This is a genomic window from Algoriphagus sp. Y33, from assembly GCF_014838715.1.
Classification (GTDB): Bacteria; Bacteroidota; Bacteroidia; order Cytophagales; family Cyclobacteriaceae; genus Algoriphagus.
This window is the reverse complement of the sequence record NZ_CP061947.1, coordinates 4,238,377-4,256,617: the sequence shown is the minus strand read 5'-3', so window position 1 is coordinate 4,256,617 and position 18,241 is coordinate 4,238,377. Positions and strand designations below refer to the sequence as shown.

At 42.5% G+C, this 18,241-nt stretch carries 16 protein-coding genes; 9 read left to right on the top strand and 7 right to left on the bottom strand.

Going from position 1 to position 18,241, the window contains the following annotated elements; genetic code table 11:
• Positions 1–40 precede the first annotated feature (40 nt).
• Positions 41–559, top strand: coding sequence for a GNAT family N-acetyltransferase (locus ID165_RS17035; RefSeq protein WP_192346320.1), 519 nt, complete (start codon positions 41–43; stop codon positions 557–559).
• A 119-nt stretch (positions 560–678) separates the two neighbouring features.
• Here the strand turns inward: ID165_RS17035 and ID165_RS17030 are convergent, their stop codons facing one another.
• A complete protein-coding gene (locus tag ID165_RS17030) occupies positions 679–1,356 on the bottom strand; it encodes an OmpA family protein (RefSeq protein WP_192346318.1) in 678 nt (225 codons plus the stop codon).
• A 527-nt stretch (positions 1,357–1,883) separates the two neighbouring features.
• On the opposite strand from ID165_RS17030, the gene ID165_RS17025 reads away from it, so the two are divergent.
• The 7 genes from ID165_RS17025 (at position 1,884) to ID165_RS17000 (ending at position 6,890) form a co-directional block, all read left to right on the top strand.
• Complete coding sequence (locus ID165_RS17025; RefSeq protein ID WP_192346316.1) at positions 1,884–3,134, top strand: ectonucleotide pyrophosphatase/phosphodiesterase; 1,251 nt, start codon at positions 1,884–1,886, stop codon at positions 3,132–3,134.
• A 2-nt stretch (positions 3,135–3,136) separates the two neighbouring features.
• The gene (locus ID165_RS17020) at positions 3,137–3,532 is read left to right on the top strand and encodes a group III truncated hemoglobin (protein ID WP_192346314.1); all 396 of its coding nucleotides are present in this window, start codon (positions 3,137–3,139) and stop codon (positions 3,530–3,532) included.
• Positions 3,533–3,674: 142 nt separating this feature from the next.
• The gene (locus ID165_RS26950) at positions 3,675–4,241 is read left to right on the top strand and encodes a formate/nitrite transporter family protein (RefSeq protein WP_255505041.1); all 567 of its coding nucleotides are present in this window, start codon (positions 3,675–3,677) and stop codon (positions 4,239–4,241) included.
• Positions 4,238–4,555, top strand: a complete 318-nt coding sequence (locus ID165_RS26945; protein WP_255505040.1) for a formate/nitrite transporter family protein — start codon at positions 4,238–4,240, stop codon at positions 4,553–4,555. Before ID165_RS26950 ends, ID165_RS26945 begins: the two co-directional genes overlap by 4 nt.
• Before the next feature lie 50 nt (positions 4,556–4,605).
• Positions 4,606–5,418: a hypothetical protein gene (locus tag ID165_RS17010; protein WP_192346312.1), complete on the top strand. Its 813-nt coding sequence runs from the start codon at positions 4,606–4,608 to the stop codon at positions 5,416–5,418.
• The gene (locus ID165_RS17005) at positions 5,369–5,761 is read left to right on the top strand and encodes a hypothetical protein (RefSeq protein WP_192346310.1); all 393 of its coding nucleotides are present in this window, start codon (positions 5,369–5,371) and stop codon (positions 5,759–5,761) included. The genes ID165_RS17010 and ID165_RS17005 overlap by 50 nt, the downstream gene beginning before the upstream one ends.
• Positions 5,762–5,765: 4 nt before the next feature.
• A complete protein-coding gene (locus ID165_RS17000) occupies positions 5,766–6,890 on the top strand; it encodes a DUF4221 family protein (protein WP_192346308.1) in 1,125 nt (374 codons plus the stop codon).
• 54 nt (positions 6,891–6,944) lie between these two features.
• Here the strand turns inward: ID165_RS17000 and ID165_RS16995 are convergent, their stop codons facing one another.
• The 3 genes from ID165_RS16995 to ID165_RS16985 all read right to left on the bottom strand — a co-directional run bounded on the left by ID165_RS16995 (position 6,945) and on the right by ID165_RS16985 (position 10,673).
• Positions 6,945–8,462, bottom strand: coding sequence for a M20/M25/M40 family metallo-hydrolase (locus ID165_RS16995; protein ID WP_192346306.1), 1,518 nt, complete (start codon positions 8,460–8,462; stop codon positions 6,945–6,947).
• Between the two features lie 46 nt (positions 8,463–8,508).
• Positions 8,509–9,291: an NYN domain-containing protein gene (locus tag ID165_RS16990; RefSeq protein ID WP_192346304.1), complete on the bottom strand. Its 783-nt coding sequence runs from the start codon at positions 9,289–9,291 to the stop codon at positions 8,509–8,511.
• Positions 9,292–9,782: 491 nt separating this feature from the next.
• On the bottom strand, positions 9,783–10,673 hold the full coding sequence (locus tag ID165_RS16985; RefSeq protein ID WP_192346302.1) for a dienelactone hydrolase family protein: 891 nt from the start codon (positions 10,671–10,673) through the stop codon (positions 9,783–9,785).
• Between the two features lie 177 nt (positions 10,674–10,850).
• Here ID165_RS16985 and ID165_RS16980 point away from each other — a divergent pair, with 177 nt between their 5' ends.
• Positions 10,851–13,085: a radical SAM protein gene (locus ID165_RS16980; protein WP_225586808.1), complete on the top strand. Its 2,235-nt coding sequence runs from the start codon at positions 10,851–10,853 to the stop codon at positions 13,083–13,085.
• Positions 13,086–14,029: 944 nt separating this feature from the next.
• Here ID165_RS16980 and ID165_RS16975 read toward each other — a convergent pair.
• The 3 genes from ID165_RS16975 to ID165_RS16965 all read right to left on the bottom strand — a co-directional run bounded on the left by ID165_RS16975 (position 14,030) and on the right by ID165_RS16965 (position 18,228).
• Positions 14,030–16,558: a phosphocholine-specific phospholipase C gene (locus ID165_RS16975; RefSeq protein ID WP_192346300.1), complete on the bottom strand. Its 2,529-nt coding sequence runs from the start codon at positions 16,556–16,558 to the stop codon at positions 14,030–14,032.
• Between the two features lie 235 nt (positions 16,559–16,793).
• Positions 16,794–17,387, bottom strand: coding sequence for an O-methyltransferase (locus ID165_RS16970; RefSeq protein WP_225586806.1), 594 nt, complete (start codon positions 17,385–17,387; stop codon positions 16,794–16,796).
• A 142-nt stretch (positions 17,388–17,529) separates the two neighbouring features.
• The gene (locus ID165_RS16965) at positions 17,530–18,228 is read right to left on the bottom strand and encodes an SIMPL domain-containing protein (RefSeq protein ID WP_192346298.1); all 699 of its coding nucleotides are present in this window, start codon (positions 18,226–18,228) and stop codon (positions 17,530–17,532) included.
• Between the last annotated feature and the right edge of the window lie 13 nt (positions 18,229–18,241).

Below are 18,241 nucleotides of genomic sequence, written 5' to 3'. Positions count from 1 at the left end.
CACCCTTAATACCGGGTATTTAGAACCATATTATTAACACATGTCCTATTTAATCAGAAAAGCCAATTTTGCTGACCTGAGTCCTTTGGTGGAAATGGCTAGGACCTCATTTGTCCAAGCTTTTACCGAAGGAAATAAAATCGAAAATGTAAACGCTTATTTGGAAGAGGCATTTACGGAGGAACAGTTTATGGATGAAATGGAAAATCCGGCATCTGTTTTTTTTCTTCTGGAAGTAGATGGGGTTCTTGTCGGCTATGCTAAAGTGAATTTTGTTCCTGCCCAAACGGATCTTCAAGATAATTCAAGCTTGGAAGTGGCTCGGTTATATCTTCTTGCAGAGTATATAGGCATGGGACTGGGCACGGTGTTGCTTACTCATACTATCAATTTTGCAAAGCTGAATCGGAAAAAATACCTCTGGCTAGGCGTTTGGGAGAAGAATAGACGAGCGATCAAATTCTACGAAAAGCACGGGTTGAGTGTTTTTAGCTCTCATCCTTTTCCTTTTGGAGATGAGATTCAAACTGATTTTTTGATGCGAATAGATTTTCATTAAAATCCAACTGGATTTAGGTGTATGTTTTGGAGTAAAGACTTGGCTTTGTCTCATTGATTTCCCAAAGAAAAGGCGACCGAACGGTCGCCTTCAGGTATATAGAAAGGGATAATGATGAATTAGTATTCTCCCAATTCCCCTTTTTCAGCCATTTTTTGCATTTTCTTATTAGCATAGATAGCGACTTCCACTCTTCGGTTTTGCTGACGACCTGCCTCGGTATCATTAGTGGCTGTAGGTTGCATTTCACCGTATGCAGTGATTTCCATCCGGTTCTTGGCAATTCCCTGACTTGTCAAATAGTCTTCTACAGAATAAGCTCTCTTTCGTGAAAGCTCCATGTTGTAATCTTCCGCACCGGTATTATCCGTATGGCCTTCCACAAGGATATTGGTCTCCTCATATTTTTTCAATGTTTCGGCTAATTCTTTCAAGTTTTGTTTTGAGCTCTCACTCAAGTCGGATTTGTTTACAGGAAACATCAAGCCTGAGTCGAATGTGATTTTGATGCCTTCCCCCACACGCTCTACATTTGCTCCTTCAAGATCCCGCTGAAGCTCGTCAGCGGCTTTATCCATTCGATTGCCAATAATTGCTCCCGCAGATCCACCGATAGCGGACCCGATCAGGACTCCGACAGCGGTATTGTTTTTTCCTGCGATGACTCCCCCGAGTACTCCGCCTGCCGCTCCACCGATAGCCCCGCCTTTCACGGTGTTACTTGATTTACAGCTCACGGCTCCCAAAGTGGTAGTAGTGATAAGGGCTGCCATTAGAAATTTGTTGGTTGTTTTCATATGATTATAATTTTTTCTTAAAGGCCATATGGAATCTCGCTGGGTTTATAGTTATCCCTTTGTGTGTCGTCTTCGACATGCTCGATTTCATACGTATTGTTTGTTTGATATGCTTGAGAGTTCAATTCATATGCCATTTCAATTTTAAACGTAAAGAAGTTGTTTAGGAGTTGGTGTGAGAAGGAATATATTTCCATGGATTCACAGCATGTGCCAGCAGTTGAGCAGGTAGAAAACGGGTGGTTTTTCTCCGTCTTTTTTGCCAATCATACATAGATCCGTCCAGAAAGGTTATGCATACTTATAAAGCTGAAAACGAACATGCCCTTAAGTTTACCAATCTGTTATAAATGACAGATGGATTGCTTGCCATGAATGCAGCAGGTATTTTTGCGGAAATATTCTCCTCTTAAATCGAGCATGACTCAGAATGTCACATACCGGGATGATAATCAATCATGCGAGATTACATCCCGTTTCCTTCGTCACGGGACAGGTTATGACCATAAAAAATCAATTATAAACAGATGAAAAGATTTTGCCTGCTGTTATTGTCTTTAGTAACATTTCCGACTTTCTCTTTTTCCCAAGGAGCTGCTGAATCAAAGGAACCCATTGTGATTTTGATTTCACTCGATGGGTTTAGATATGATTATGTAGATCGATTTCAGCCTGAAAATTTAAAAAGGTTTATCGCGGAAGGGGTGGAGGCTGAAAGCATGATGCCGTCATTTCCGAGTAAGACTTTTCCCAATCATTATACTATTGCTACAGGACTTAAGCCTGAGCATCATGGCTTGGTGGACAATTCTTTTTACGATCCGGAAAAAGAGCTGACTTACGGAATCGGCAAAAAGGAATTGGTTCAGGATGGGAGCTGGTATGGTGGGACTCCTCTGTGGGTGCTTGCGGAGCAAAATGACATGGTTGCGGCGAGTTATTTTTTCGTAGGTTCGGAAGCGGATATCCAGGGAATTCGGCCTAGCTATTATTACCCGTATGATGGAAGCGTCAGCAATATGACTAGAGTATCAGAGGTGTTCAAATGGCTGGAATTGCCGGAAGCTGAGCGTCCAAGGCTTATTACCATGTACTTTTCTGATATGGATGATATAGGGCATGCATATGGCCCTTCCAACGACGCTCTGCTTGAGCCAAGGCTAAGAAAACTGGATCATGAACTGGGGGCACTTTTTGAAGGATTGAAAAGTTATGATCTTGACATCAATGTGATTATCGTTTCGGATCATGGAATGACGGATATTCCGATAGATAATTTCCTGAATCTTACTATACTGACGAAGGATGTTCCCGGGAGTGTTGTCAATAATGGAGCTTTGGCCCATGTGTATTTGGAAAATAAAAAGGACAAACGTAAGGTGATCAAATCGCTTGAAAATGCCGGTTTTCCGGTCCATATCACTGACGTAGATCACAAGGAGAATTATCAGGATCTGATGTACAAAGACCGGATTGGAGATATTCTGATCATCCCGGATATGGGCTATTACCTTGCAACGGGACCGGCAGTCACTCTGACTAAGCGGCGTGCGAAGAGCATGGGGACTACTGTTTTCGGAGAGCATGGGTTTAGTCCTGCGTACAAAGAAATGCACGCAATCTTTTATGCGAATGGGCCTGCATTTAAGTCAGGACTGAAGATCGAAACCTTTCAGAATGTGCATGTGTATCCAATGATTTGTAAAATCTTGGGTCTACCTATTCCTGATGACATTGATGGCAAATTGGAGGTTTTGGCACTTATTTTAAAAAACTAGTCATGGATAAACTTGATATAAGCTCACGCAAAGAGGTAGATTTTCTGGTTAGGAGATTTTATGATCAGGTACGCAAACATGAGACGCTTGGTCCGATTTTCAATGGTGTGGTGAAAGATTGGGATACGCATCTGGTCCATCTGAGTGATTTTTGGGAGATGATCCTGCTACAGACCGGCCCCGGAGCAGGTAAATTCAACCCGGTCAAAGTGCACAGAACAGTGGATGCTGAAGTGAATAATAGCATAGAGCAGGTGCATTTTGGACATTGGTTGGAGTTGTGGTTTGAGACGCTTGACCGATATTTCGAAGGGGAAAATGCAAATTATGCCAAGGAACATGCAAGAAGAATGGCTCATATGCTTTTTATGAGGATTTGGGAAGCGAGGGTGAAATAATACTACAAGTGGATTGCTGATGAAATACTCTGACTTGAAATAGTGCAGAGCTACTTTTATATCAGCCCTCTATCAAACTTAATTCTTTAAAACTTGTTGTATTGGACTAGATTGATGGGAGAATAACATTACTACGTATCGGATGGCTTGGAAAAAAGAAATGACAGAGGAACAGATATTAGCAGCGCAGCAACGTGAAATAGATAACCAACTCCGTAAATCAAAGTCTAAAAGTGTAGATTCAGCCAAGACGCATGGAGAGATACTTCGCGATCAGATCACCGATGCCATGGAAGTGTATGACAAAAGGGACCGAAGTCTTTTTACAAGTTCGTTGACTGCCGGGTTGGAAATTGGATTTAGCTATTTACTGCTATGTACGTTATACTTCTTCTTAATGGGAAAGATGGATTCTGATTCTATTATCAGAGTGGTGGCATTAGTCTATCCGGTAGGTTTTATTTTGGTGGTAATGGGCCAAAGTATTCTATTCACAGAGCAGACTGCATTGCTGACTTTACCGGTTTTGAATAAAAAGCGATCAATAGGAAGTATGTTAAGGCTTTGGGGAATTGTGATCGCAGGCAACTTGGTAGGCGGGTATATTATCTCGGGAATTTTATTGTGGCTTGGACCTCATTTGGGAATTTTCGATGATGAGGTGGTCGTGATCTTGGCAAAACATTCGCTTCATGCCAAATTCCCGTGATATTTGTAAGTGCCATTGTAGCGGGTTGGCTGATGGGACTGCTTTCCTGGCTGCTGGCCTCCTCACGCGATACGATCAGTAGAATCGTAATGATCTATATGATCACTGCGGTGATGTCATTTACAGGCCTTCATCACAGTATTATCGGGAGTGTTGAGGTATTTTCGGGTATGCTGAGTTCTCCGGATATTTCAGTTTGGGACTACCTGTCATTCCAAAGTACCGCTTTGATGGGTAATGCATTTGGAGGGGCGATTTTTGTGGCTTTGCTGAAGTATAGGGCTTTTGTTTTCAATATTGTTTCGAAGAACTGAGTTTAGGGAAAATTAACTTATGTCTTTAGTTTTTGTTTTTAACTTCAGGGATGAATAGATTTTTACTCCCTCCGGCCTTAGTGGTGTGTTATTTTTCATGTAGTCAGAAAGATGACGTTGTCTCTAAGAAGGTTGGTGATTTTCGCTTAGAAATTGTTGATTCACTACAGATTGATTACTTGGGAAATTTGAGGATACTAGATTACGACTCTGCTAGTCAAAGTTATTTGGCTTTGGGAAACAGGGATAAAGAAGTATTAATCTTGGATAGTAAAGGCAAGATCACTTCAACCTTTGATTTCCCTTCAGATGGACCTCAAGCTTTGCAAGGCAGGATAAATCCACTTGGCTTGAGGGATGGAAATATCGAATTAAATAACTCTAGTGAAGGATTTTTTAGATACAATTACCAAGGAAATCGAATGTGGCAGTATGATTTACCTTTCGATTATTTTTATGTGAATGGATTGAAGGGGGATCCTTTTTATCCTTTGGGACATGAGATCGCATTTATCCGTCCACAACATGGCGAACACGCCAGAGATCAATCAATGAAGAGCGTATTTGAGGGGATTTATGGGAAACCAATTTTAGAAGTAATTGACACCCTTTCTGATGCTAGCCGTGAGACAATGCCATTTCCTCCTAGCTCAATCTATAGTGACGGAAATTTTTATTTTTGGATGTTCCCAACAGTAATTCAATCTGATAGCGAATGGCTGCTTTATTTCAGAAATGAAATGAAATTTTGGATTTACAGGGAAGAGAATGGTGAAATAAATTTACAAAAAGAGGTAAGTCTCGAAGTGAGTGATGCTATCGAACCTACTTGGTGTTCCTTTCGAAAAAGAAGAAGAATATAACGAGTTGACTGCTAATAACTTTCCGGGGACAATTCGGGAAATCTACAAGTCAAAGAATAAAACCTTCGTCATTTACATTAAAGGAATTCAAGAGGAAATCGCTCGACAACTTGATAAGAATGAGGATTCGGGTCGTAGGGAACTGGAGAAGCTAAAAGCTAATTATATTGCTGTTTTCGATGCTGAGTTTAATTTACTTCAAAATGACATTTCTGTCCCAAAAGGTCTGATCTTTTCTACCATACTGACTGAGGGGGATGAAATAATAGCATGGAAACATCCGGATTTTTTTGAAACTGAGGAGGATTATATAGTCTATTATAAGCTGAAACTTTTAAATTAGGTTTATGAAAAAATCTTACCTCTTTTCATTTCTGCTGTTGATGGCACTGAGTTTTTTACAAAGCTGCGGATCCGGTCAAGAGAACATTACCACCCCACAGGAACTAGTGTCTGACGGGCAGCTGATTTCTCTACAAATAGACAGCCAAACTTCGAATGTCAGTGATGGTTTAGTGGCTTTTCAGGACGAAAATGGAGCTTGGTTGTTTAACCTCAATTTTTCCAACAATGAAATCCAACTATACAACCTGGACTCCCAGACACTGAAAAAGAGAATGGTTTTTGAGCTGCAGGGTCCCGGGGGCGTAGGTTTTGTCCAAGGTTTTTATGTGCATAGTATGGACAGTATTTTTCTTTTTGGGTATCCTATGCAAAATCTTCATCTAACGGATACTAGTGCCCATATCAAAGCCAAATTTCACTATGAACCTCCTTTAGGCTATACAAGTGCTTTTATACATAATGCCCACTTCACGTATAAGCCCGTTTTGATTGGGGATAAGTTATTGGTAAATGCAAAATTTGAAGGGAATCTGCGCGAAATTACCGGGGAGGAATTGTCATCCAAAAAATTCGGATATAGTATTGATTTAAAGAATTCCGAAGTGGATCTTTTGCCTATAAGCTGGCCGGCGGATTATAATGCTTCCGGCGCAAAACTTCTGGATTTCAGTATGGCTGCTACGGATGACAGGTTAGTTTATTCACTTGTAGCTGACCATAATCTTTATGTAACAGATTTGCAGGGAAACCTCCTGAAAACTGTAAATTCCAAAAGCCAATTCATGGAGGAAAGCTTCGAGAGTTTCGATAGTACAGATCGCTTCGAAACCATGAAATATGTATTGGCATCTGACCGCTACGAGCGGATCTTGTATGATGAATTTAGGGGCGTATTTTATCGCTTTGTATTTCCCAAAGTAGATGTACAAAATGAAGAGGAAATAGACCAATTGAGGAGATTCCCACGGAAGTTTGCCGTGATGATACTTGATAAGGAATTAAATATCTTGGGAGAAACACTGATGCCTGATACTACCTATTATCCCGGAAATTCCTTTGTGGGCAAGGAAGGTTTATACATTTCTATCAGTCATCCCGACAATCCTGCGCGAATAAGGAAGACTTGATGAGCTTTGAAGTGTTTAAACTGGAGGAAATAGAGTGATTTGCTGAATTGAATTCTAAAGTTCTTGGGTTAAAATAGCCATCACTGCTGTAATACCTTCCTTGTAGTTTCCCAATCTGATATTTTCATTGGGACTATGCTGATTGTTATCAGGATTGACAGTTGGGATAGTTACTGCCGGGATTCCCAGGGCATCCACAAAAGGGGAGATAGGGATAGAACCACCTGAGATCCGGATTTGGACAGGATCCTTGCCATAGGCTCGATTCATAGCAGATCTCAGCCATGCACCAGCCTCAGAATCCATGGGAGTACGGAACGCCTGATAAGAAATAGAGTAGTTCATTTTGACGATTTTAGGATACTTCATCCGCTCCTCATCGCTGGGATCATGATCCGTAATATGGAATCCTTGTCGCGTTATGTGTTTTTTGATGAGGTCAAACAAACGCTCAGGATCAGATTCCGGAACTAGCCTTACATCGATTTCGGCTACCGCAGTGGCAGGCACAATAGTTCTGGCTTCTTTCCCTATCCAGGCAGATTCCATGCCTCTGATATTTAGAGACGGGTACTGGATACTTTCTTGGTAAGTTTCCCCTACCTGATCCGTTCTGCCAATCCCTAATTTTTGACGAATTGCCTCTTCATCATCAGGGACTTGAGCCAAGATCGCCTTTTCTGTTTCAGTCAGTACGATTCCATCATAATAGCCGGGAATTGTAACTTTTCCATTTTCATCTTTCATACCGGCTATAAGCTGAGCCAAAAGAAATCCCGGGTTTGGAGCGTAATTACCGTAGTGACCGCTGTGCTGAGGGAATTTAGGTCCGTAGGTAGTAAGTGTCATTTCAGAGATTCCACGGGCACCATAGCTCAGTGTAGGTTCATTGCTTGTATGGCGCGGGCCATCCATGATCAGCATTAAATCAGCCTCAAGTTTTTCTTTGTAGTTCAACACCGCACTTGGCAAATTGGGGGATCCCTGCTCTTCTTCGAAGTCCAGGATTATTTTGATATTATAATTTGGGGCAATACCGGCTTTCTTAAGTGCATCCCATCCGGTAAGAAACATGGCGATCGGGCCTTTGTCATCCGAAGTGGACCGTGCAAATATTCTCCAATCTGCGTCATATCCCGTTTTAAGATTTTCTGAAAGGATAATTTCCCATTCTCCTGATGAGGTGTTTACTGCTTTAAGCACCGGTACATAGGGATCAGGCTGATTCCACTTACTTCGGTCTACCGCCTGCCCATCCATGTGGAAATAGAAAAGAGCCGTTTTTGAAGCTCCTGCTTGCTTTTTGCTTACTAGAAGCAAGGGAATTCCACTTGTTTCCAGTTTTTCAGAAATCCAACCTCTTTCGCCGAATTCTCTTTCACACCAAGCAATGTTTTCTTCCATTTGATCAGGATGTGCAGCGTCATTTGGCATACTGACTATCTCTTGCAATAGGTTCAGCCCATGCTGCCAATTTTCGTCGGTGAGTTTTTCAAGTACGGATCTGAAAGTAGACTGGGGAAATGCGGTGAAACCATAGATCAAAAAGGGGAGAAGTAAGAGTTTTTTCATAGAGATTGGTTTTAATTCGGTGTTTCAAACTGTCTTTGATCCAGTCCTATTTCAATTTTACCAGTGGATAATTTAGCCCATTTACTTCATTTTTCATCACTTGGTATTTTTTCAAACTTCTAAAGAGCTCTGTCAGATTTCTGAATCCATACGACCTTGGGTCAAAACTTGGATCTATCTTTCGCAGTGAAGCCCCGATTTTTGCGATGTGGATTTCCTCTTCTTCATCTGAGGATATTTCAAAGGCCTTGTCTATTATGCTCAGATCCAGCTCTGCGTTTTCCTTTTCCGGCTGTTCTGCCTTGACTTCTTCCACCAAAACCACATTTTTCCGGGTAGTACTGACCTGGGATTTATCCACTTTCTTCGAAGTGGCTTTCGGCTTTTCCTCGGGCAAAAGATTCTCAGCATAAGTGAAAATCTCGCAGGATTGCACAAAGGCTTTTGGAGTGATTCTACGGCCTATTCCCATCACAAACAAGCCTTCTTCACGGATTCTTTTTGCCAATCCCGTGTAATCAGAATCCGAGGAAACGATACAAAAACCATCTACACTTTTACTGTGGAGTATATCCATTGCATCGATGATCATCGAGCTGTCGGTAGAATTCTTGCCGGTGGTATAGGAGAATTTCTGTATGGGACTGAAGGAGTGAAGATTGATCAATTCCTTCCAGCTGTTCATATGGGGAGTAGTCCAGTCTCCATATATTCTACGGATGGTGGCTTTTCCGTATTTGGAAACTTCTTCCAGTATTTCTTTGATTAGTTTTGCTTGGGCATTGTCACCGTCTATAAGTACGGCGATATTGAATTTATTATCTCTCATATATAAAAATAGAATGTCGTTATCCTAAAGCTAGCAATTAATAAGCCGAGGTGGGGAGTTGGAATGGGAAAATCCGGAAAACCTGCTTCCACCGCCGTGGCTGTCTCATAATCATGTTTTCTTGCCAGACTGAGCAGCCAGTCTGCTGCCACCGTGGTCTGTGTCCTTACTCACCACTTTTTATCGCCGTTGTGAGTGTCCTCACTCACAACCTTCTTCCAGCCATTTAATTTATGCTTTAAAACAACCAATAAGCAAGTGAGTGGAGATACTCACTTGGGCGGAGAAATTCGGGATTAGCCGAAAGTTCGACACCCTCCGGGGTCGTTTGGAATCGTATATTATTCGGTTGTCCATGGGTTGTACCCATGGTTATTGAGAAGTTTGATCCCTTCGGGATCATTCAAATGACATACAAAGTGGGAAACGGTTATTGTTTTAGAAATGAGGCTGTATCACCTTTTTTCAGACAACCTCATTATTCTAGTGGCTCACCCCTGCAAATGAACTTTAAAGAACCCAACCGTCCTTTCCCATGCTAAAGTAGCAGCAGCTTCATCGTATCTAGGGGTAGTGTTATTGTGAAAACCATGGTTGACATCCGGATAGATAAATGCCTGGTATTCTACTCCGTTTTCCTTTAAGACTTCCTCGTAGGCCGGCCAGCCGGCATTTACCCGCTCGTCTAAACTTGCAAAATGCAACATTAATGGTGTATTAACTAGGACAGCTTCTTCCGCTGAAGGTTGACCTCCATAGTAAGGCACTGCCGCGCCAAGTTCCGGGATCCGCACTGCCATCATATTGGCTATCCAGCCCCCGAAACAAAACCCTACTACACCGACCTTGCCATTGCAATTCGGATGTGTTTTCAAATACTCGTAAGCGGCGATAAAATCCTCCAGCATTTCATTCCGGTCTCTTTTGCTTTGCATTTCACGTCCTTGATCATCATTTCCCGGGTAGCCGCCCAGCGGAGTAAGTGCATCCGGAGCCAAAGAGATAAATCCATCTACAGCCGTTCTTCTTCCCACATCCTCGATGTAGGGATTTAATCCGCGGTTTTCGTGGACGACCACCACTCCAGGCACTTTGCCGGTAGTTCCCTGAGGGATGGAGAGCAGTCCTTTGATTTCGCCGCCTCCCTTAGGAGAGTCATAGGTGATGTATTCGGATGCTAAGCGCGGATCATCGGATTTGATGGTGCGGGTATCTTTATAATTTGGCATCATCGCACTCATCAGAGCAGCGACTGTAATTCCACCGACTGCGTAGGCGGAGAGCTTTTCTATAAATTGTCTTCGTTCCAGTTTGTTGTGGGCGTAGGCGTCGTATAGGTCAAAAACTTCTTGGCTGATGTCTTCTTTTCTTAATTCGTTCATGGTTCTGGTTTTATGGGTTCTCCCGTAATTTACTGATTTGCCGGAAGTAAATATATTCGCTCGTGTAATTTCCTAAGCTATTGAGAACTAAATCCCCCTTGCCCCCTTTAAGAAAGGGGGAATTGCCTCAATTCCATTTCTTGTTTTAAAATTAGACGGAGATCTGTAATTATATGAATGCTCCTATTACTTAACTATTCTTGCGAACTTGCAGCCGTAAATCACTCTTCTTACATCTTGGCTTCGAAAGTTCTCTTTATCACTCCGCCTTTTACCCAGCTGAATACACCTTATCCGGCGACTGCCTATCTGAAGGGGTACCTCAATCAAATCGGTGTGGGCTCCAATCAGGTGGATCTGGGGATTGAGGTGATTTTGCAGCTTTTTTCCAAGACTGGCTTAACCAAAATCTTCGAAAAGATAGCATCCAAACAGTCAGAATTGTCTGATAATGCTGCCCGTATTGTACGTCTGAAGGCCAACTATCTACAATCCATAGATCCTGTGATCGCATTTCTGCAGGATAAAAATCCAACGCTTGCCTACAGAATTGCTGAAGGAGATTACCTGCCTGAGGCAAGTCGCTTTGAGCAGCTGGATGATTTGGAGTGGGCTTTTGGTACGCTTGGAATTCGGGATAAGGCTAGGTATTTTGCCACGCTCTATTTGGAAGATATTGGGGATTTGATCACTGAGCAGATTGATCCGCATTTTGGCTTTAGCAGATATGCAGAGCGGCTGGGGCTTTCTGCCAATTCTTTTGATGAGATGCATCAAGCTTTGCATCAGGATTCCGGCTTAATCGACGGGATGATGTGTGATTTGCTTGAGCAAAAAATCCGGCAGTATCAACCGACTTCCGTGGCTTTTTCAGTGCCTTTCCCGGGAAATCTATACGGCGCTTTCAAATGCGGTCAATACCTCAAAAAACACCATCCCGAACTGGTGCTTTGGATGGGGGGAGGGTATCCCAATACAGAACTTCGTTCTTTGAAAGAACCAAGGGTTTTTGATTACATGGACTTTATTGTGCTTGATGATGGGGAAGCGCCCATTCGCTTATTATTGGATCATCTTGATGGGAAAATCCCAATAACTGATTTGAAAAGAACCTTTGCTAGAATTGATGGGAAAGTGACTTTTTGTAATAGTAATCCTGCCAAGGATGTTCCTCAGCGTGAAGTAGGAACTCCGGATTACAGCGATTTGCTGATCCGCGAATACCTTTCTGTCATAGAAGTAGCCAATCCCATGCATAGACTTTGGTCTGATGGTCGCTGGAATAAGATGACATTGGCACATGGCTGCTATTGGGGTAAGTGTACTTTTTGCGATGTGTCTCTGGATTATATAGGGAGATACGAGCCTATCACCGCTTCAATTTTGTGTGATAGAATAGAAGAAATTATCGCTCAAACCGGAGAGAATGGATTCCACTTTGTAGATGAAGCTGCGCCCCCGGCATTAATGCGGGATTTGGCAATTGAGATTCTCCGCAGACAGCTTTCTGTGACTTGGTGGACCAATATCAGATTTGAAAGCAGCTTCACCGCTGACCTTTGTCGCTTGCTTAGAGCATCGGGTTGCATTGCCGTTTCCGGAGGTTTGGAAGTGGCCTCTGACCGTTTGTTGGCATTGATCAAAAAAGGAGTGACTGTCTCACAGGTAGCTCAGGTGACCAATCACTTTACCCAAGCGGGAATCATGGTTCATGCGTATCTGATGTATGGTTTTCCTACGCAAACCGCCCAAGAGACGATAGATTCGCTGGAAATGGTGAGGCAGCTGATCCAGGCTGGTGTGATCCAGTCCGGTTTCTGGCACCGCTTTGCGATGACGGCGCATAGTCCTGTCGGTCTTGATCCAAAGGCATTTGGTGCGATTAATTTGATGCCTGTCGAAGGTACTTTCGCAAACAATGACCTTCCGCACGATGATCCCACAGGGGCTGACCATGAGCTTTTCGGTGAAGGACTTCGCAAATCACTTTTTAATTACATGCACGGGGTGTGTTTTGAGGTTCCGCTTCAAGACTGGTTTGATTCCAAAGTTCCGAAGACTACAGTCCCGAAGAATTTTATTGCGAATGAAATCAGGAATGAACCTACTCCGGAATATAAAGATCGAAATAGGATCTTGTGGATTGGAGCTCAACCGGAGTTGCAGGTTTTCGAAGAAGATGAGCTCTCAGAATTGATTTTCTCCGGGAAAAAGGAAGATTTTGCAATGGAACTTCCGCTCGATTTGGGGCAGTGGGTATATGAAATGCTGCTTACTGTAAGTTATGGACAAACCCTCAATACGCTAAAACCTATCCGGGAAAGTTATGAATCGGAATTGGGAGACTTTGAGGAATTACTGGAATCGGAAGTTTGGGAAATATTGAGGGAACACGGCTTACTGGTGTTTTAAAAGCTGGAAGACAGAAGACAGAAGGGGGCTCAATTTTAATGTTTGCCAATCCTTAAGTTGCTTTTTTCTGAAAGTCGGGTATTTCCCGCAGATCACCGCAGAAAAATTCGCTGACCTGCCTTGCCGGTAGGCAAGTTATCGCTGATCCTTTTATTTATAAGATTATGATGCTTCTTCTATCTCCGTTTGTGATCATAGGATTCGGAAAACACTAGCGTCAAGGCCACTTCGGTCTTCGGTCTTCCGTCCAATAAAGCAAAGAGAATATTGTTACTGGCATCATTGCGGATAATCACATTTCTTTTAATGCATTTCCGGAAAATCATATAAACAACATCAGGTCAACAGTGACTTTTTCCCAAATTGGGAAATGGCTCTTGTCTCAAATCGGGATTTTCTTACTCAAAGGTTGCTTTGAAAAAGCCAATAATCTTTCTGAAAGCTCGATTTTCTGGGTTTAGCAATGTGTTTGTAAACTGAAAACTGCTATGGCACAACTTGTGGGTCGGAGCCATAGCAATCAATTTAAAACTTAAAATTTCCCGACATGAATAATCTTTTCAAAGGACTAATCGCAGGCTACGGTGCATATAAGCTAGGTGGAGGATGCCTGGGCACTGTCTTGGTTTTTGTGATAATTTTTATGCTTTTGGGACAGTGTAGCTAGGGCATGCTGAAAAACGCCAGTAGTAGATCAAAAGCTATCATTTTGAATGATTAACCCATTTTTGATGCGAACGGTTTTTAAGCAAGTGCAAGCTTATTGAGCACAATAGGTCTTTATCTATGCATCAGAAAATCCCAAAATCGGGATTTTCAAGCTAGCCTCAGGCATACCATCTTCTATGTTGGCCTCATTCGAGGTATAAGCATACATCTTCACTCGGCTGCCTTGAAGCTGGCATACCTGAGACTTTTTCAGCAAGCCCTAGCTAGGCAATGGGTTAGATTACTTTTCCCATCTGCGGATCAGAAATGCTGTCTTTTCCCGTTTCTAACCTGCCTGCATAGGTGATTTGCAGGTGGGGATCCTCTTTAGCGGTAAGACTGAGTTGGTACCAGCCTTGGTGCTTCTTCGTATCTGCTTTCAGGGAGGTTTCTGCTCCGGCTGTGAGCTTGATTTCCTTGTTTAGCTTGAGGTAAACAGCATCCTTGACAAGGATAGTTAAATCGGAAAGGGAAGTATTCTTGATTCTCAATTCAAGTTCATCAGTAATTTTCCCGTTTTTCAAATGTGATTTGGCCTCTACTTCTACAGGTGAAGCGGGAGAAACTCCCTTAAATTCGCGATAGAAGCCATTTGGCCCATAGACCCGAAGGTGGCAAAGCCCATTTTCAAATTCTGAAATTGGCCATTCATAAGAAATGCTGTCTCCGGACTTTACGGCAAACGCCCATGTTTTCACCGCTTCAAACTTCTTGGTTTTCTGATTTAGATAGTTTCCCGGTGCATACACATTGAATCCTGAGCCTAATGACTCTTTACCAAAAAGATCTTGGGAAGCTGAGAAAGTGATGATAAAATTCTTTCCGTCCTTGCTCAGCGTCCCATCTGCATGCAAGTCGTAGTACAGTTTATTGGATGGTTTTGTTCCCGGTTCTTGAGTAGCAAAAACAGCTGAATTATTTCTGTTTTGTGCTTCTTTTTTAGCTTCTTCTTCAGATAGCTTGATGAAGTTGGTCGGGACGTTTTTAAACTTGGCATTATAGATCTGCTTTACGAATTCTTCCTGATCTACCGGCTCAGCATGGGTTATTTTCTCACCATTGTAAGGTCTGAAAACTGAGGTCAAATCTCCGCTTACAGTTCGTCTCCATGAACTGATATTCGTTTCCTCGATCACTTTTCCGGTTTTTTTAGAAAGGAATTTTTCCAGAAACTGAATGGTGGAAGTGATGTCACATACTTCAGAATTGACCCATCCGCCTCTTGACCATGGCGAGGCAATAATCAAAGGAACTCTATATCCTAATCCTACCGGACTCGTTCTTGCTTCTTCGGCATCGAATCCTGCTTTGATTTCTTCTTCGGCAGTCACAAATTCTCCTGCACTGGACAAACCTTCGGACATTTTGCCATTTGGTTCGTGGGGGTGTGGGGGCACGAAAGGTGGAATATGGTCGAAATAGCCATCGTTCTCATCGTAATTGACGATAAAGATTGTTTTCTTCCAGACTTCCGGATCCTCAGTCAAGATATTCATCACTTCGGACGCATACCAGGCACCGTACCAGGGAGCGCTGGGATGATCAGAGAATTTCTGTGGAGCTACAAGCCAAGTGACTGTAGGCAAAGTGCCTTCTCTCACATCTTTGCGGAATTGGTGCAGGATGTCTCCCTTGGGGATCAAAGTTTCCCTGTCTTCACCGTTTTCTTGGTAAGAAAGTTTTTCTGTCTGATGATAATCAGGGTCTCCGGTGTTCGTTTGAAAAGCTTTTTTATGGAGATTTTTTGCGCGATCTGAAAGCTTTTCAAATTCGGCTTCATTCCATTTCTTTAGGTAAGCTTCCAGATATGCCAAGCCATCTTCCTTCTCTTTCAGTTCCTTTTTCAGTCCTTCGGGATTGGCCGGATTGCTTTCTAGTTGTGCTTTTAGGGTTGCTATTTCAGCAGGAAGTCCCTTTTTTCTTTGTTGTAGAAAAAGGTAATGAGCCGGATGGAATCGTACGCCATATTGTGAAAACCATTCCAAATTGTTGTCTGTGAAGTTTGCCAAAAGCGATTCTGCTTCACCTCCCAGTTCGGAGGTAATGCTGAGCTCATTTTGGTAAACTTTCCAAGAGATATCGTTTTCCTCAAGCCGCTCAGGAAAGGTTTTCCAATTCCCCTCCTTATCATAGGTTAACTCCCCGTTTCTGACTTTGGCTTTCTCGCCATCTGCTCCATGGGTTTTTCCCGTCCAGAAGTAACTTCTATTGGTAGTAGTGCCGGTAAGTGCGGCGCAAAAGTGCTGATCACACACCGTAAACGCATCAGCCAGGGCATAGTAGAAAGGTAAGTCTTCTCTACTATAATAACCCATAGTCAAAGGCATGTCATAAAATTCCCCCCCGGGTCTTTTTGCCTCTATCCAATTGTTGTATTTCCCTTCGTTTCTTGCATCCACTTGATTTTCCCATGAATGGGGAGTTCCACTCATCCAGGTGGCTTTAGTATCTTTGATGTCAAAGCGAAAAGGAGCAAACCGGTTGCCATCCTTGTCCGGTTGAAGCCAAACAGGATTTTGGTCGGGAAGAGAAATTGCCCTAGGGTCATTGAATCCGCGAACGCCCTTCATGGTGCCAAAGCAATGGTCAAAAGACCTGTTTTCCTGCATCAACATGACTACATGTTCTGCATCGTAGAAAGTGGTTCCGGGTGCTGCAGGGATAGCCATAGCCCGCTGGACGGCTGAGGGCATTGCACTCCAGATGCTTGCACCACCGGTGACCAAAGCAGCCTTCTTTAAAAATTCTCTTCTCGAATCGTTCATTATATCTTATATCATTTCGGGTTTAAGTATAGCGACTTTTTGGATTTGCCTTACGCTTTCTGGGATTTCCTTTTTGTTATGGTTTTCGTTGAGTGTGCGATTAAAACTTTCTCCGTAAGTTAAAGGTGATTGAGAAATTTATAAAGCTGAAAAAGTACGTTAAAAAATAATTCAAAGTCGTTGTTTTTGCAAAGGATCCGAACCTGTGCTATTGAGATGGGATGATAACCACGGTTTAATAAAGTTTGGTCATTAGTATTATCCCCGTCGACCAATTCATTTTTGTGGTGCAAAAGTCTTCCCGTGCCTCAAGTGTGCTGATTAGCTCTTCAGCTTTTTCGGCGTGACCTTCCGGCCAATTCGGCTGCTCGTCCATATCGTCAATCACATAGATGCCCCCAACTTTTAGCAGCGCCAACGTCTCGTCTAATTCACTGTATTTTCCCGGCCATGCATCGGCAAAAATCAGATCAAAATCATCTCCGCTATAGCTTCTGATCCACTCAGCACCATCTTGGCAAAGAATAGTGACTCTGGAATCCTGGCTGAAAAGTCGACTGACCAGTTCCGTTAGTTTGGGGTCGTTATCTATAGAAATAAGCTTGCCAAAATCATCCATTCCGTCTGCCATCCAAGATAGAGACAAGCCGATGCCGGTGCCTAGTTCGAGGAAATTGCCACTGGGTTTACTTGCTACCAAAGTTTTTAAAAGGGTTCCTATATAAACATCCGATGGCATCGTAAAGCCAATTTCTTGACATTTGGCTTCTATGGTAGCATGTAGTTTGGGCTTTTTCCTGATGTTGGATTGCTTCATTTGAGAAAGCATAGGTTAAATTTTAAATTAGTCAAAAGTAAAATGTCCCAAAAAAAGGCTGTCTCAAAAAATAAGAACAGCCTCTTTTTCCTTCGGAAGGAATCCGGGTTATTACATATATCCCAGAGCTTCATTTATGTTAGGTTAAGGTTTTTTATTGCCAGGTGTACTTTACATACACTCGCTTTTCAATGCGTTGGTCATCAGGATTGATCATTGTAGGCGCAGCATCTGCACTGGAGCGCATCATTTCCATTTTGGCGTATGATTGTATAATTGGCTGTGAATCCAAAGACACTCTCTGAACCCGAATGGATTTAATGTTTAATGTTTGAGCGATTAAAAGTGCTCTACTTTCAGCATTTTTCAATGCCTCGGTAAGCAGTTCATTCTCAAGTGATTTTTGAGTAGCTTCTGAAAGCTGGAAATTTAAGTTAAAACTCATGTCTCCTGCTCCCTGAATTGACTCAATAATTTTTTGCAAGTCTTCATTTTTGCTGTTGGTCACCACGCGAAGAGACTGTCTGGCTACATATCCGGAATCACGTTGTGTCCCTCCTCTGTAAATGCGATTGACATCTACAGAATAATTATCAGCAATTAATTTGTAATCTTTGATTTTGGCTTTTTTCAACGCATTTGAAAGAAGCTCTGTTTTTTTGTTAAGTACTTGTACTGCATCGGTGACTTTCATGGCTTTTTCCTCTAGGTTGATCTGGAAAGCTGCTTCATCAGGAGCAATCTTTCTTTCGCTAACCCCCTCTACTTCAATCAAAGGAACGGTCATGTTATCCTGGGCAAAAACCGGAGCAGCCAATAAGAAGGCTAATAGGACAGTTAAGTAAGTTTTCATGTGTGTTTAGTTA

Coding starts and splice junctions, on each gene's coding strand:
- ID165_RS17035 (WP_192346320.1), top strand. CDS start 41: ATGTCCTATTTAATCAGAAAAGCCAATTTTGCTGACCTGAGTCCTTTG.
- ID165_RS17030 (WP_192346318.1), bottom strand. CDS start 1,356: ATGAAAACAACCAACAAATTTCTAATGGCAGCCCTTATCACTACTACC.
- ID165_RS17025 (WP_192346316.1), top strand. CDS start 1,884: ATGAAAAGATTTTGCCTGCTGTTATTGTCTTTAGTAACATTTCCGACT.
- ID165_RS17020 (WP_192346314.1), top strand. CDS start 3,137: ATGGATAAACTTGATATAAGCTCACGCAAAGAGGTAGATTTTCTGGTT.
- ID165_RS26950 (WP_255505041.1), top strand. CDS start 3,675: ATGGCTTGGAAAAAAGAAATGACAGAGGAACAGATATTAGCAGCGCAG.
- ID165_RS17010 (WP_192346312.1), top strand. CDS start 4,606: ATGAATAGATTTTTACTCCCTCCGGCCTTAGTGGTGTGTTATTTTTCA.
- ID165_RS17005 (WP_192346310.1), top strand. CDS start 5,369: ATGCTATCGAACCTACTTGGTGTTCCTTTCGAAAAAGAAGAAGAATAT.
- ID165_RS17000 (WP_192346308.1), top strand. CDS start 5,766: ATGAAAAAATCTTACCTCTTTTCATTTCTGCTGTTGATGGCACTGAGT.
- ID165_RS16995 (WP_192346306.1), bottom strand. CDS start 8,462: ATGAAAAAACTCTTACTTCTCCCCTTTTTGATCTATGGTTTCACCGCA.
- ID165_RS16990 (WP_192346304.1), bottom strand. CDS start 9,291: ATGAGAGATAATAAATTCAATATCGCCGTACTTATAGACGGTGACAAT.
- ID165_RS16985 (WP_192346302.1), bottom strand. CDS start 10,673: ATGAACGAATTAAGAAAAGAAGACATCAGCCAAGAAGTTTTTGACCTA.
- ID165_RS16980 (WP_225586808.1), top strand. CDS start 10,851: ATGCTCCTATTACTTAACTATTCTTGCGAACTTGCAGCCGTAAATCAC.
- ID165_RS16975 (WP_192346300.1), bottom strand. CDS start 16,558: ATGAACGATTCGAGAAGAGAATTTTTAAAGAAGGCTGCTTTGGTCACC.
- ID165_RS16970 (WP_225586806.1), bottom strand. CDS start 17,387: ATGCTTTCTCAAATGAAGCAATCCAACATCAGGAAAAAGCCCAAACTA.
- ID165_RS16965 (WP_192346298.1), bottom strand. CDS start 18,228: ATGAAAACTTACTTAACTGTCCTATTAGCCTTCTTATTGGCTGCTCCG.